The organism is Colwellia sp. 5_MG-2023 (assembly GCF_030547795.1).
Classification (GTDB): domain Bacteria; phylum Pseudomonadota; class Gammaproteobacteria; order Enterobacterales; family Alteromonadaceae; genus Colwellia.
The window spans coordinates 72,128-87,195 of the sequence record NZ_JAUOPW010000011.1; the positions used below are offsets into that span (position 1 = coordinate 72,128).

Annotated in this window: 15 protein-coding genes; 4 read left to right on the top strand and 11 right to left on the bottom strand. The window is 36.7% G+C overall.

Annotated features, from left to right (window positions below):
• The first annotated feature begins 53 nt into the window (after nt 1-53).
• Both Q4496_RS09660 and Q4496_RS09665 read left to right on the top strand, forming a co-directional pair.
• Nucleotides 54-1,322 (top strand): serine protease, encoded by a 1,269-nt coding sequence (locus tag Q4496_RS09660; protein WP_215973189.1) that lies wholly within the window; start codon nt 54-56, stop codon nt 1,320-1,322.
• Complete coding sequence (locus Q4496_RS09665) at nt 1,313-2,371, top strand: FHA domain-containing protein (RefSeq protein ID WP_215973190.1); 1,059 nt, start codon at nt 1,313-1,315, stop codon at nt 2,369-2,371. Before Q4496_RS09660 ends, Q4496_RS09665 begins: the two co-directional genes overlap by 10 nt.
• Before the next feature lie 159 nt (nt 2,372-2,530).
• On the opposite strand, the gene trpS is transcribed toward Q4496_RS09665, so the two are convergent.
• Together trpS and rpe are read right to left on the bottom strand one after the other, a co-directional pair.
• Complete coding sequence (gene trpS, locus Q4496_RS09670) at nt 2,531-3,535, bottom strand: tryptophan--tRNA ligase (protein WP_215973191.1); 1,005 nt, start codon at nt 3,533-3,535, stop codon at nt 2,531-2,533.
• Between the two features lie 69 nt (nt 3,536-3,604).
• Nucleotides 3,605-4,273 (bottom strand): ribulose-phosphate 3-epimerase, encoded by a 669-nt coding sequence (gene rpe, locus Q4496_RS09675; RefSeq protein WP_215973192.1) that lies wholly within the window; start codon nt 4,271-4,273, stop codon nt 3,605-3,607.
• Between the two features lie 302 nt (nt 4,274-4,575).
• Between rpe and Q4496_RS09680 the strand changes: the two genes are divergently transcribed.
• Nucleotides 4,576-5,247 (top strand): TorF family putative porin, encoded by a 672-nt coding sequence (locus Q4496_RS09680; RefSeq protein WP_303610371.1) that lies wholly within the window; start codon nt 4,576-4,578, stop codon nt 5,245-5,247.
• A 205-nt stretch (nt 5,248-5,452) separates the two neighbouring features.
• Nucleotides 5,453-5,653: a DUF2970 domain-containing protein gene (locus Q4496_RS09685; protein WP_252727495.1), complete on the top strand. Its 201-nt coding sequence runs from the start codon at nt 5,453-5,455 to the stop codon at nt 5,651-5,653.
• Nucleotides 5,654-5,736: 83 nt separating this feature from the next.
• Here the strand turns inward: Q4496_RS09685 and Q4496_RS09690 are convergent, their stop codons facing one another.
• From Q4496_RS09690 to Q4496_RS09730, 9 genes are all read right to left on the bottom strand, one after another.
• The gene (locus Q4496_RS09690) at nt 5,737-6,546 is read right to left on the bottom strand and encodes a Dam family site-specific DNA-(adenine-N6)-methyltransferase (RefSeq protein ID WP_215973226.1); all 810 of its coding nucleotides are present in this window, start codon (nt 6,544-6,546) and stop codon (nt 5,737-5,739) included.
• 283 nt (nt 6,547-6,829) lie between these two features.
• Nucleotides 6,830-8,227 (bottom strand): SPOR domain-containing protein, encoded by a 1,398-nt coding sequence (locus Q4496_RS09695; protein ID WP_303610372.1) that lies wholly within the window; start codon nt 8,225-8,227, stop codon nt 6,830-6,832.
• A gap of 59 nt (nt 8,228-8,286) precedes the next feature.
• The gene (gene aroB / locus Q4496_RS09700; RefSeq protein WP_215973195.1) at nt 8,287-9,351 is read right to left on the bottom strand and encodes a 3-dehydroquinate synthase; all 1,065 of its coding nucleotides are present in this window, start codon (nt 9,349-9,351) and stop codon (nt 8,287-8,289) included.
• 76 nt (nt 9,352-9,427) lie between these two features.
• Entirely contained in the window at nt 9,428-9,946 is a 519-nt protein-coding gene (gene aroK, locus Q4496_RS09705; protein ID WP_215973196.1) for a shikimate kinase AroK, read from the bottom strand.
• Nucleotides 9,947-10,138: 192 nt separating this feature from the next.
• A complete protein-coding gene (locus tag Q4496_RS09710) occupies nt 10,139-12,247 on the bottom strand; it encodes a type IV pilus secretin PilQ (RefSeq protein WP_303610373.1) in 2,109 nt (702 codons plus the stop codon).
• A 12-nt stretch (nt 12,248-12,259) separates the two neighbouring features.
• Nucleotides 12,260-12,781 carry a pilus assembly protein PilP gene (locus tag Q4496_RS09715; RefSeq protein WP_215973198.1) on the bottom strand — a complete coding sequence of 174 codons (522 nt, stop codon included), beginning with the start codon at nt 12,779-12,781 and terminating at the stop codon, nt 12,260-12,262.
• Nucleotides 12,778-13,386, bottom strand: a complete 609-nt coding sequence (locus tag Q4496_RS09720; RefSeq protein ID WP_215973199.1) for a type 4a pilus biogenesis protein PilO — start codon at nt 13,384-13,386, stop codon at nt 12,778-12,780. Before Q4496_RS09720 ends, Q4496_RS09715 begins: the two co-directional genes overlap by 4 nt.
• Nucleotides 13,383-13,967, bottom strand: a complete 585-nt coding sequence (locus Q4496_RS09725) for a PilN domain-containing protein (RefSeq protein ID WP_215973200.1) — start codon at nt 13,965-13,967, stop codon at nt 13,383-13,385. The genes Q4496_RS09720 and Q4496_RS09725 overlap by 4 nt, the downstream gene beginning before the upstream one ends.
• Nucleotides 13,955-15,034: a pilus assembly protein PilM gene (locus tag Q4496_RS09730; protein WP_215973201.1), complete on the bottom strand. Its 1,080-nt coding sequence runs from the start codon at nt 15,032-15,034 to the stop codon at nt 13,955-13,957. The genes Q4496_RS09725 and Q4496_RS09730 overlap by 13 nt, the downstream gene beginning before the upstream one ends.
• Nucleotides 15,035-15,068 lie beyond the last annotated feature (34 nt).

Genomic DNA, 15,068 nt, shown 5'->3' on the forward strand with positions numbered 1-15,068 from the left:
CTAATGCGCTGACAATGGCACAATGGTACGACAATTTTTTAACAGGAATCTGAATGAAAGTTTTTTTTAGCTTAGCGCTTTTTTTACTCGGTACAGTACTAAGCAAGACTAGTTTTGCCGAAGAGCAAGCAGAACAATTATTTAACCAACTTAAACCTTCGCTTTTTCAAATAAAATTAATAGACAAAGCCAGTGGTGAGAAATCGTCTATTGGCTCTGGTTTTCAAATAAGTAACGACGGTATTATTGCTACTAACTATCATGTTATTTCCAGCTATGCTTTGCATCCTCAAAAATACCGAATAGAGTACCTTGATGGTCAGGGAAATACCGGTGACTTAATATTAAAAAGCGTAGATGTGATCAATGATCTAGCGTTAGTTAGACGTGATGTTGTGCAAGAAACGCCTTATTTTCAATTATCGAAAGCATCGCCACATAAAGGCGAGCAACTATTCTCGTTAGGCAACCCTCATGACTTAGGTATGATTGTTGTGCCCGGTACTTATAATGGCCTGAAAAGAGAGTCGTTTAATGATCGCATTCATTTTACGGGTTCAATTAATTCAGGGATGAGCGGTGGCCCTGTGGTAAATAAGGAAGCGGAAGTTGTTGGTATTAATGTCGCAACGTCGGGTAACTCTATCGGTTTTCTTGTACCTCATGACAAGTTAGTCGCATTATATGATAGCTTTTTAAAGGCACCACCTAATAGCATTGAACAGCAGATGACTGCACAATTAATGGCGAGTCAAAATAAATTAATAGAAACTATTTTAAACAGTACATGGCAAGAAAAACAGCTTGGTGAAGCCGCGATTATTCCTATTATTGACGTACCTTTTATTCGTTGCTGGGGCAATTCAAATGCAGATAAAGCAGATGCGTTGATTTTAACCGCTGTCGCTAATTGTTCTTTGGATGAAAATACTTATATTTCATCTAACTTCTTTACCGGCACCATGGAAATTGAATTTAGAACGATGCAAGCGAAAGATATTAGCACTAATAAGTTTTATCACTTATATCAGCAACAAATTGCTCATGCCAATGCAGGCAATAGAGCTGATAAAGAAAATGTAACTGAATTCCAATGTCACGATGATTTAGTAATGCCTGATAATCAAGCGATTAACAATAAAACAGTCTTTTGTACTCGTGCTTATAAAAAATTCCCTGATTTATACGATGTGCTTTATTTAGCTGCTTCGGTAGATAAAGATCAGCAAGCTATTGTTAGCCACTTTACCATAGCAGGGGTTAGTCAGCCGAATGCGTTAGCCTTTACTCGTCAATTTATGGAGGCGGTATTATGGAAGTAACCACAACAGATATGCCTGAATCACTAATAGACAATGATGAAATAGCAGAAAATCAATCGCTGATAGAGAAAATAGCAGCAAGTGAAATCATCATTGAAGAAATTAGTCGCAATCATAAATTACTACACAGACATAGGTTATCAAAACCGCAAATACATATTGGCCGTGATTATCATAACGACATTATTTTAGATGATCCGCATATTTGCCCTAGCCATATCAGTATTGATGAAATAGATGGTCAATGGAAAATTACCGATAATCAAACATTGAATGGCTCTTATATTGAAAATAAAGCGCAAAAAAAGCGCCCAGCAAATGAGCACATAATCAATGACGGCGATATTATTACCTTAGGGAAAAGTCAGTTAAGAATATTATTTAATCATCACCCTGTTGAACCAACCTTGCCTTTTAGCCCTTTTGAAAGCTTTATTAATTTAATGCGCCACCCTGTTGTGCTGCTATCAAGTTTGATTTTATTTACCTTGATTGCTGGTAACGTGTTTTATCTTAATACCTCAAAAGAAGTTAATTTTAGCCAGCTGTTAGTGCCAACCATTGGCATGACTCTCGGTTTTGCTTTATGGCCTGCTGGAGTCGCTTTAGTTTCTTACTTAAGTAAAAATGAAACGCGAATAATGGCGCAAATAGGGATAAGTTTCGCTTTTTTCAATCTTATGTGGTTTAGCGATTTCTTAGAAGGGGTTGTTAAATTTAACAGTACCAGTGATTCACTAGCCGCTTTACTGATTGTTCTTATTTCTATTGCCTTAGCGTTTAGTTTATTTTGGCTTAATAGCTATATTGGCTTCCATATGTCAGCAAGACGACGCCTAGTTGTTGCGGCAAGCATGACCTTATTATTGTTTGGTGGTAGTTATTTAGTGCAATACAGCAATAAGCCTGATTTTGATCCAAGACCGCAATATAATGCAACGATTATGATGCCAAGCTTTCTCATTTCATCAAGCGCTAGTGTCGATGATTTTATTGAAGATAGCAGTAAGCTATTTGATAAAACGAAGCAGGAAGCAGTTAAAGAGTAGTGCTGTTAAGATTTTTCAGTTAACTCTACAAAGTACAAGCCTAAAATTATAAGCCTACAATTACAGGCTTAAGCAGTACAAGCTTTAGAATAGACTAGCCACTTTTGATATGACTAAAAGTGGCTAGCGTTAACAATTAACGCCATATTATATCCCCCATTATGGGCGAGGAATAAAACCTACCGCATCATACACTGACGTTAATATTTTATCAGCGCGAAGCGATGCTTTTTCAGCGCCACTTTTCATTACTTGATCTAGAAAAGCTTGGTCTGCACGATATTGATGAAATTTAGTTTGAATTGGCTCTAACATAGCAACAACAGCATCAGCCACATCACCTTTTAAATGGCCATACATTTTATCTTCATAGTCAGGTACTAAGCTATCAATCGACTTACCTGTAGCACATGAAAGTAAAGATAATAAGTTTGAAACACCTGGTTTCTCTTCTAAATTGTAGTAAATATTGGCTTGCTCGTCAGAGTCTGTTACCGCACGTTTAATTTTCTTAGCAATTTTTTTCGGGTCTTCTAATAAACCAATAAAGTTGCCTGGGTTGTCATCAGACTTAGACATTTTCTTCGTTGGTTCAAGCAAACTCATCACGCGTGCACCATGTTGAGGAATGAACGGATCGGGTACAGTGAATATATCACCATAAATATTGTTAAAACGTGTCGCAATATCACGCGCTAACTCTAAATGTTGTTTTTGATCATCACCAACAGGTACGCTATCAGCGCCATATAATAAAATGTCTGCTGCCATTAATACCGGATAAGTAAATAAACCTGAGTTCATATTTGCTTCAGATTTTTGTGACTTATCTTTGTATTGCGTCATACGGTTTAATTCACCCATTTGGGTATAACAATTTAACACCCAGCTTAATTGCGCATGTGCAGGTACATGTGACTGGATAAAAATAGTGCTTTGCTCTGGGTCTACTCCACAAGCTAAGTACAACGCTAGGCCGTCTAAGGTCGCTTTACGTAAGTCTTCCGCCTTAGGTCGAACAGTAATTGCGTGTTGGTTGACCAACATATAATAACATTCGTTGCTAGATTGCATATCGACCCATTGTTTTAATGCGCCTAAATAATTACCAATAGTTAATTCGCCAGATGGCTGACAGCCACTTAGTACAATAGGTTTACTCATGATGTTCCTTAAATAAAGCCAGAGTTGCGCCCCTAGCCATTTTGTTATGTATGATTTTTTGTTTTCGATCTACACTTTTGCTAGTTCAGCACGCATAGCATCAATAGCTACTTTGTAATCGGGTTGTGAGAATATGGCACTACCCGCAACAAACATATCTGCACCAGCTTTAGCAATATCAGCGATATTATCAGCTTTCACGCCACCGTCGACTTGTAAACGAATATCTCTACCGCTTGCGTTAATTTTTTCTTTCACTAAACGTAATTTGTCTAATGTTGTTGGGATAAAAGATTGTCCACCAAACCCTGGATTAACTGACATCAATAAAATTACATCAAGTTTATCCATAACAAAATCTAAACATTGTAAAGGCGTTGCCGGATTCAACACTAAACCCGCTTTACAACCGTTATCTTTTATCAGCTGTAAGGTACGATCAATATGATCACTTCCTTCAGGGTGGAAAGTAATGATATCAGCACCCGCTTTGGCAAACTGAGGAACTAATGCATCAACTGGCTTTACCATTAAATGTACATCAATTGGCGCGGTGATACCGTAATCACGCAATGACTGACAAATCATTGGCCCGAACGTTAAATTAGGCACAAAGTGATTATCCATAACATCAAAGTGCACTACATCAGCACCCGCAGATAAAACTTTAGCAACATCATCACCCAAGCGAGCAAAATCAGCAGATAAAATAGAAGGTGCAATTAGAAAAGAAGACATAATATATGCTCAATCAGAAAAATTATCAGTATTATACCCAAGCCACTTAAAAATACGAGTCTCAACCATAACGTGAGCCAAATGAAATGATGCACATCATTAGTACAAACGAACTTATAGTGCACCATTATAATGCAATTATTGAAAGTTAATATCGAGAGTAAAATAAAAGACTAAAATGTAACCAACGGATAAATAAGAATTTTAATAATAAAAACGTACTATTTTCCATACGGGCATCATCTTTGCAAAATCATTAGCAGTTTAAACTTAATAATAATATAAAATATAAAGGGATAAATATGAAAAAATCAATTTTAAATATCGCACTCACAACAATTTTAGCTACATCAGCTATGATTTCTACTTCAGCTTCAGCGGTTGAAGGCTTAAGCGCTAATGTTGCTGCAACCTCGAATTATTTATGGCGTGGTTTAGAGCAAACAAATGGTGACTCAGCTATTTCAGGTGGTATTGATTATGCTGCTGATTCAGGTTTCTATGTTGGTACATGGGCTTCAAATGCTAGCTGGGCTGAAGGCATGACTTATGAACTAGATTTCTACGCTGGTTTTGGCGGCGCAATTTCTGAAGATGTTTCATACGATGTTGGCTTTATCTATTACGCTTACCCTGATGAAACTTCTGGTGATGCTGATTTTTCTGAAGTATACGGTAGCATTTCATTTCAAGCATTAACCCTTGGTGTATCTGTATTAACGTCTGGTGAAGGTGCTGATGCTGGCGATACTATTTATGCTAGTGCCGATTATGCAATTGCACTACAAAATGACGCTGAAGTTAATTTACACATTGGTTCATATAGCGGTGATTGGTTAGCTGAAGATTCAATTGACTATGGTGTAAGTATCTCAAAGTCAGGTTTCACTTTTGGTGCATCTGCAACTGATTTAGACGGTGCTGCAGGCGATGTAAAAGTATACGTTGCTTACGCGATTGATATTGATTTATAAGCCTAAAGCTTAAAAAACATTAATAAAAACAAAAAACACTAAGAAACAAGAAAGCGCTAATTGCCGATATAAGCAATTAGCGCTTTTTAGTTATAGCATTGTTAGTTATCAAGCTGAGCATTGTCGCATTTACGGAATTTGCTAGATTTTGTTGATTTATTGCACTATAGTTTTCATTACTCATTCATTTAACTTCGAGTAATCGATGTCAGATAAAACATCATCAATGAAAAACACCTTTAAAAGTGTAGCGGCTGCGTTCTTTGGGGTGCAAAGTAATAAAAATAGAGAAAATGATTTTTCTCAGGGAAAAATAAGCCATTTTATTATTGTCGGTATTATTAGTGTTGCTATTTTCATTACCGCTTTACTGATAATTGTAAATTTGGTTATGCCTGCTAACTAACTTTTCTGACCTAATACCACTATAATTAATCTTGTATCTTGATGTGATGCTTAGCTTTGTTAGCAATAGATCACCACACTCAGTTATTTATATAACGCTAAAATCTCTTGTACTTTAACTCTACTTTTACCCTTTTGACTTATTGAACGCTGTACTTGAAACAACTTCTTTTTGGTTGCTCCTTTATAAAGTTCACGAGTAAAGTCAACATAATGATTTGATATCAATGTAGGGATATTTCTTTTCTTGGCTATTTCAGCATAGTCTACTAATCGCTTTTGATCTTCATCGGTAAACGAATTACCAGCATAGGCAGTAAAGTTCGACGTTGGGTTAATTGGTGAATAAGGTGGATCACAATACACCACGTCGCTCACATTTAACTGAGTGAATGCCGTTTCAAAGTCGCCTTGAATAAATGTTGCTCTTTGGGCTTTTTCAGAAAAGTACTCTAGCTCGGCATTTGGAAAATATGGATGCTTATACCTACCAAAAGGAACATTATAGCCACCGCTTTTATTATAACGACATAGTCCGTTATACCCGTGTCTATTTAGGTATAAGAACAAGAGTGAACGTTCGTATGGATCAGTCGATTGATTAAACTGGGTTCGTAATTGGTAATATTTTTCTGAATCATTATTACCGCCTGTAAAGAAGCGCTGTGCATCAGCGATAAATGCTGTCGGCTGATTTTTAATGATATTAAACAGGTTGATCAGATCTTTATTCATATCTATTAAAAGATATTCATCAAAATCTAAATTAAGGAATACAGAACCACCGCCCACGAAAGGTTCAACTAGTCTTGTTTTACCTCTTTTAGGTAATAAGCTAGCAATTTCATGTACAACTTTTTTTTTCCCACCAGCCCATTTTAAGGCAGATCGCATTCCAGCTAGTGATTGAGCTTTAGTCACAAAAGAGACCTATAAGTTAATAGTAGCTAGAGCTAACATAGATATTTACCGAGAAGTAGATTGTATATCAGTTTTCAAAGTTTTTTTAAAATAGAACTATCGAGGCTACTTTAAAAATGCACAATGTTTGTTGCTCATGCTCGCCTGAATCATATTATTTTGAATAGGCAACCAATAAAAATGAAAGGTAATTGTATCTTGATTTACCCTTTAGCGATATTCATTTTTATTTATAATATTGTGATTAAAGTAAAGCCTAACGATTATTAATTTCTGCTTTAACAAGTGCGAGATCTTTAATCCATACCCCTCTATCAATAATTTCTTTAGGTAAAGCACTGATAGCCTCATTAGCTTGGGCTTTATTTTCGAATATCTTTGTTGTTAATACAATAAACGTTTGATCATTTAATTTTTTCTGATAACTAAAGTATTGCAAATTAGCATTGGCTTTCATAAACCTTTTTAACAAGGTTAAGTCGGTGAATCCTACAATTTGGACAACATAACCTTTAGGCGCATTTAAATAGTAATTCGGCGTTAATGCCAAAGGCAGAGTAACTTCTGTAGGCTTACTTACAGCTTCTTTTGTTGCTAATTCGGGTTTTGCTTTAGCCGCAGCCTTTGGTGCGGTAACCGGTACCAATTTTTCTGTGGTTACGGCTGGCTCTTTAACTTCAGCTAAGTCTAACGCTTGTAAAATGTCCTCTGTTTGAGCTGAACGATTCTCAGTGCTAGCAACCGTTTGTTGCTCGCCCATTAAAGCTGCCTGGATATCTACTGTGGTCGCAAATTCATCGGCTTCAGGTAGCGCAATAGCGTTATTACCTTGTGCTAATGGCTGTTCATTTGACTGCTGCGCGTTTGCAATTATAACGCTGTCGTTAATATTCGATTCTGGTAATTGAGATAAACTAAAGTTGTTGTAATTAATAAGTACAAACCAAGATAGGCCAATAAGTCCAAAAATTACTAATGCGGCCGTTGCTACCTTCAACCACAGTTTATTGCTAAACATTACCTTGTCACTAGTAAACTTGGCGTGATCTAGCGGGAATAATTGTCCTGATTTTGCATCAATGATCGCCAATTTATTTTTAAAAATACTTTTATTCTTTGCAACATTTTGTGCCGCTTGCTCATTACCAAATAATGCAACGTTGATTTTACTTTGGGTTTTATTTGCTACGTCAACTAACTGACAAAGTTCGTATTTCATTTGTAATGATAAAGCGTGTGCATGCTCAACAACAATGGTGATACTTTCTTTGCTTTTTTTACTTAGGGTTAAAAGGCTAACGGCGAGTGATTTTTCTGGATCAAATAAGGTATTAGCAAAAAGCTGTTCAATAAAACGACAGCGCATTTGAATATCATTTAATTTTGATGAAGCAGAAACAAAAGCGACATTGGTTTCTTGTGCTGAATTGTTTGCTTTTGATGGTTTATCTTTGGCAAGGCTAATTAAAAATTGACGCGCAGCTTGCGTGTAAACACCGCTATCGTTATCAACAATCAAAACAGCTTGTTTCGAAAAACGTTGAATATATTCAATACGTGCACTAACACTTATTGATGTGACTGCTGGCTCAGTATTTAATGGCATGGAGGCTATACTAGCTTCATCTATGTTAGTGTGTGCTGCTGCCGACATATTCAACCCTTGCTACAATTACTATGCCTAAAACTATACGGCTTTAGGCATAACTAAAATTATAGAATTTGTTGAAGTGTCTCTTGCGTTATGTCATCACGAATTTCTGACTTTCCTATCGCAGTAGGAACAATAAAACGTAATTTACCGCCAATATTTTTTTTATCTCGGCGCATATGACGAGTAAAGTCATCACAGCCCATTGTTTCTGGCGCTTGTAACGGTAAATCAAACGCTTCAATAAGCGATTCGATTCGACAAAGTTCTGACACTTCAAGCAAATTCATTGCTACTGCTAACTTACCAGCAAGTACCATGCCAGTAGCAACTGCTTCACCGTGAAGCCAGTTACCATAACCTTGCTCTGCTTCTATAGCATGACCAAAAGTATGACCTAAGTTGAGTAAAGCACGAACACCTGCTTCCGTTTCATCATTAGCGACAATGTCTGCTTTACACTGACAACATCTTTCGATCATTTCAGCTAACAATGTTTTATCACCAGCCTTTATTGACGAAATATTGTTTTCTAGCCAAACAAAGAAATCATAATCACCTAATATACCGTATTTAATCACTTCTGCCATGCCAGCATTAAACTCGCGCACAGGTAAGGTAACTAAACTGTCGATATCAATAATAACGGCTTTAGGTTGATAAAAAGCGCCAATCATATTTTTACCCAACGGGTGATTAACCGCGGTTTTGCCACCAACAGATGAATCTACTTGAGATAATACCGTTGTTGGTACTTGGATAAAATCGACACCACGTTGATAAGATGCTGCTGCAAACCCGGTAATATCACCGATAACACCTCCACCTAAAGCGATCAAGGTAGTATCACGACCATGTTCATTTTTTAATAGGTGAGACATGATACGTTCGAAATTTGCTAAACTTTTTTCAGCTTCACCATCAGGTAAAATAATTTCGTCAACATCAAAGTTAGTCAGTTTACTTTTGATTTTTTCAAGATATAAAGGGGCAACAATCGTATTGGTAACAATACAAACTCGTTTTCCTCTAATATGATCTGAAAATAACTTTTCATTTTCAAATAAACCAGAGTCAATATAGATAGGATAGCTTCGAGCACCTAGATCAAGATTAAGAGTGGGCATATTAGAGTTACCTGGTGTTTGGCTGGGATAAAGCCACTTATGTATTAGTGGCTTTGAAACAAAAAAGTAGTATTAACTAAAAGTCTAAACGCTCAATAATTTTATGAGCAACAACTTTAGCACTTTGATCATCGGTTTTAATGACAACATCAGCTATTTCTTCATATAACGGATTACGCTCAATAGCCAAGTTTTCTAGCACTGTACGTGGCTCTTCCGATGTTTGTAATAAAGGACGACGACGATCTCTTTGTGTTCGAGCAACTTGTTTATCAATAGTAGTCTCTAGATATACAACAATACCACGAGCCGAAAGACGGTTTCGTACTTGCATACTGATAACTGAACCACCACCTGTCGCTAAAACAATACCTTGTTTTTCGCTTAAGTCCTCAATAACACCTTCTTCTCTTTTGCGAAACCCTTCTTCGCCTTCGAGATCAAAGACCCAAGCAATATCTGCCCCGGTACGACGTTCAATCTCTTGATCAGAGTCGAAAAATTCAAGATGTAGCCTGTCTGCAAGCTCTCTTCCTATAGTGCTTTTACCTGCACCCATAGGGCCAATAAGGAAAATGTTACGTTTTTCTGCCATTAGATTTACTTAATACTCGTTTGTTACAGGTATACCAAAAGGACAATATAGCAACAGCTATATACCTTTCGATGTCATAGAGGTCTCCCTCGGAAATTTCAAGGGCGTAATTATCGCAATTGTTCGGGTAGGATTGCAAGTAACATTATTAGTAAGTCAGACAAAAAGTCTAACTTACTAATATTAATATACCTAAAAGTGTTCTGTCACAATGCGTGGCGTCACAAAAATGAGTAATTCTTTTTTCTCATTAAATTGACTAGTATTTCGAAATAACCAGCCAAAATAAGGAATATCACCTAATACAGGTACCTTAGAGACTGAACTTATAATCGATTGTTGGTATATTCCGCCTAATACAATAGTTTCACCGTTATTAACTAATACTTGCGTACCAATACGCTGTGTATCAATTGCAGGTGCGGTACCACTTTGTACCGTAGAGATTGTGTCTTGCGTAACAACTAAATCTAGAATAATTTTATTGTCTGGTGTGATATGTGGCGTAACGGTTAAACTTAACACCGCTTTTTTAAATTGTGTTGATGTAGCACCACTTGAGGCCGCTTCTTGGTAAGGTATTTCAACACCTTGTTCAATATACGCTTCTTTTTGATTAGCCGTTGTTATACGTGGACTAGCAATAATTTCACCTTTGCTTTCTTGCTCCATAGCACTAAGCTCAAGATCGAGTATTGTGCCGTCAGCTAAACGCGCTACTTGAAACGCTAAAGCACCTGCTGGGCTCGCTACAGGTAGGTTTACATTTAACCTATCGGTTAAATTAGGTACATTGCCAACCCCTGTATTAGTGGCGATATTATTAGAGACTGATGTGCCTTCTAATGAGCCTGATGTACCAAACTCACCATCGGTATTCGTTACACCCCAACGTATGCCTAGCTCTTCATTGATATTATCTTTAACGGTAACCATACGTGCTTCGATGATAACTTGACGTACTGGTATATCTAAAATGTTTACCATACGTTTAATATCTTCAATGCTTTTGGTGGTATCTCGAATAAGTAAGGTATTCGTTCGTTCATCAACTGACACACTACCTCGTTCTGATAATATGCTGGTATCTTCATTTTTAATTAGCTCTGCAAACTCTACTGCTTTTGCATAATTAATTTGTACATACTCAGAATACAGTGGTGCCAACTCTTCTACTTGTTGCTGCGCGAGTAGGTTTTTAGCTTCTCGTTCTGCTAATTCATCATTAGGCGCTACCATTAAGATATTACCTTGCATACGTTTGTCTAAGCCTTTCACTTTTAAGATGATATCTAAAGCTTGATCCCAAGGTACTCCATCTAAACGTAGGGTAATATTTCCTGCGACTGTATCACTGGTAATCAAGTTAAAATCATTATAATCAGCAATAATTTGTAATACGGTTCTTACCGGAATATCTTGAAAGTTAAGGGAAATAGAGCGTCCGGTAAATTCATCTTCATCAGATAAATAACCTAATGGCTTCTTTTCTTTTTCTTTAATCGATAAAACAAACAAGTTACCTTGTTGTTTATGGGTAAAGGTAAAGTGCGTGTCTACATCGATAACTAAACGAGCATTACGACCGTCTTTAAAGGTTTCTATATTGGAAACAATTGTGCCAAAGTCGGTCACGTCCAGCTTGTAAAGTAAGTCTTCAATGATACGAGTATTATGGAACTCTACATGTACTTTGCCTAACTTATCATGAACATCAACAGCGACAATGCTGTCTTTTAGGTAAATTAATACTTCTGCGGTTTTGTCTTCACCTAAACGAAAATCAAGTGATTCAATTTGATTAATAAATTGTTCACCAGCAGGGTTAAGGGTTTCAACAATATTTGCTGACTGACCGTAATTAAGTGTTATAGAAAACTCGTTACCATTTAAAGCAACATCAAATACTGCGAGTTTTTCAAGGTTGATAGTTGCAACAATATTTTCAGCGGTTTTATCTAGGGTAATATTTGTTACACCAGCATGATTAACCAGTGTTTCTTGCAAGCTAGGGTCAAAATTATCAGCCGAGAATTTAACTTTTACAAAAGCCGGTGTCATTGATGTGTCAACAACAGGTAGTGCCGATATTGCGGTTGTAAATTCAAAAACTAACTCAATTTGATCACTTTGAATAGTATTGTAAGAAATAACTTCTAATTGACTGCTCTTAGTTTCTTCAGCACTGGTATTGAAGGAGATAATGACCAATGTTACTAAGGTTAACAAGGACAACCAGCTACGACTTAAGTTAACTAATTCTGAGAAGATTTTATAATTTTTCATTTTATTCGATAGCATTATTATTCCCTACTATTTCGATTCAGGTTGAGCAATCTTAATTATTGTTTCGCGCTCGACCCAACAACCAGCACCGTCTGGTGTTAATTCTAATAATTTTACACTGTGCGGAGTCACTTCTGTAATACGGCCGTCATACAAGCCTAAATAATTACCTACAGAGACTCTATGTAAAGTAAGGTCGGAAGCTTCCATCAAGGCCCAAGTTACCCCGTTATCACCCAAGGTACCGCGCATTTTAAGTACACCTAGTGCAAAATTTTCTAACGGCTGTTTACGACGTCTAGGATCAGGACTTAAACAACCTGTCATTTGTTGAACTTTCTGTTGAAGTGCTTCAGGTTCAGGTAATGAAAATGGGCTTCTTAACTCATATGCCGAATAGTCATAATGATTAAATGGCTTAACTTCTGGCATTGGTTCTATATGACTGGTTGTCGCCGCCCTAACCTCTGCCATGTGAGCACTAAGATCACTCGTGTCATCATAACAACCAGCAAGAGTGACTAAAACAATTAAAATTAATATTTTCATTGTTCGTTAACCTCTTGTTCTTGATAACGATAGGTTTTAGCTTCCATGGTTAAATTCAGCATATCCGCATTCTTACTATCTTTAATAATTTCAATTTTAAAATTATGTAGAGTCACAATTCTAGGTAATCCTGCTATCTTACTAACAAAGCTCCCCAGTGAGTGGTACGGACCATTAACTTCTATATCAATTGGCAATTCGATATAAATCTCTTTACTGATTTCTGGTTGCCATTCTAATTTAACAAATTCTAAACCGCTGGTTGTTCCTATAAAGGTAATATCGTCCAATAGCCCTGGTATTTCATAACTATTAGGCAAGCTTCTTAATTGATTAGCAAAAATACCTTCTGCTTCAATCATTTGTGCTCTGAATAATTCTAAGTTTGCGGCAACATGATATTTAGCTTGATATGACTCTTTTAACGTCATTTCTTCGGCTTCAACCCGTTTAAGTTGATCTATTTTACCACTTACTAAACCAATATAGCCTAAAAAAATCACCATGGCGGCTAAAAATATAACCAACACAAGTTTTGGTGCAAAAGGCCATTGACCAATATTTTCTAGATCAAGGTTTTCAAATTGTTCTCTATCAAAATTCACTGATTACCTCCCGCCTGATTAGCAAGAGTAGCATCATTAACTAAACCTTGAATTTTTACCCTCATTTTAAAACTACTTAAAAGTTTTGATGAGTCATCATCTGAGGTAATAGATTCTGGTGTTGCATCCGTAAATAAATCCGATAATTCGATCGCTCTAATCATATTGGCCAAGTGATTATTCGACTCACTTTTCCCTATAATTTCTATACTATTACCTTGTTTGTCTAACTGAGTAATATAAATACCATTAGGGATTATTTTAGCTATTTCATCAAGAATTTGCGTACCGACATTTCTGCTGCGCTGTAACTGTTCAATCACTTCAATACGTTTTTTTAATGCAGCTTTTTTATCGTTTAGTGTTCTAATTTCGGCAATTTGTATCTCAAGTTGTTGGATCTCATTCTTTAAAAACTGATTACGCGTTAATTGTCCATCAACACGGGCTTGAAAATATAAATTAACGACAAAAATTAATGCGAATGCCAATAAAGCGACGGCAATTAACAAGGTGAAGAATTCTTTTTGTTTTACTTTAAGTGCTTCCTCTCGCCAAGGAAGGAGGTTTATATATGCCATGGTGTAAAACTCCTTAGCGCTAAGCCAGTAGCTACCGTTAATTGTGGTGCTACTTTAGCAAGTTTTTCTTTATCTATCGATTGCCCTAATGCCATTTCATGGAAAGGATTTGCGATGATAGTATGCACCCCAAGCTCTTCAGTTAGCAGGCTTTCTATGCCCTCAATAGATGCTGTTCCACCAGAAACAAGTAGATAATCCACTTTTTTGATGCCACTAGACGTTAAAAACATTTGAATTGCCCGACGTATTTGTTGCATAAGTATAGTCTGAAAAGGCGCTAGTACTTCAAAAGTGTAACTTGTAGGTAAATTATTGGTTATTTTTGCTTCTTCGGCTTCTTCAAAGGTTTTGTTGTAATAAGAAACAATTGAACGAGTGTATTGTTCACCGCCAAATTTTTGATCGCGACTGTATAAATGCTTGCCCGCTTTAGTCACTGAAAATAGCGTCATGGTAGCGCCTATATCAACGATGGCAACTGTTTTTTCCATGGCATCTTCTGGTAACTGTGATAAACATAAGTCTTGAGAGCGGCTTATTGCGTATGACTCTACATCAATCACTTTAGCAGTAAAGCCGCCAGCTTCTAATGCTTCGACTCTTGCTTCAATAGACTCAGTACGTGCAGCACTAAGTAGTACATTTACTTTACTTGGATCGGATTCATTTACTTCTAACGTTTCAAAATCTAAACTAACTTCATCTAAAGGATAAGGGATCAAGCTATCTGCTTCTATTTCAATTTGGCTAGCAAGCTCTTCTTCATTAAGTGATACGTCCATATAAATAATTTTAGTAATCACTGTTTGACCTGAAACAGCAGCAGCGGCTTCTTTGGCTTTCATTGGTATGTTTTGTCGTATTTTCGCAATAACATTACCAACGGCTTCAATATCTTGTATTTCACGATCAACTACTGAGCCACGCGACATTGGCTCTATCGCAAAATCTTCTAAAACGTAACCGTCACTAGCTTGGCTGAGTAAAACAGCTTTAACAGCATGAGATCCAATATCGATCCCTACCAGCATCGTTGTTTTCTTTTTCCACAAATTATCTAGCATAACAACCCGTTAAATTGTTTATTGAAATTATTTT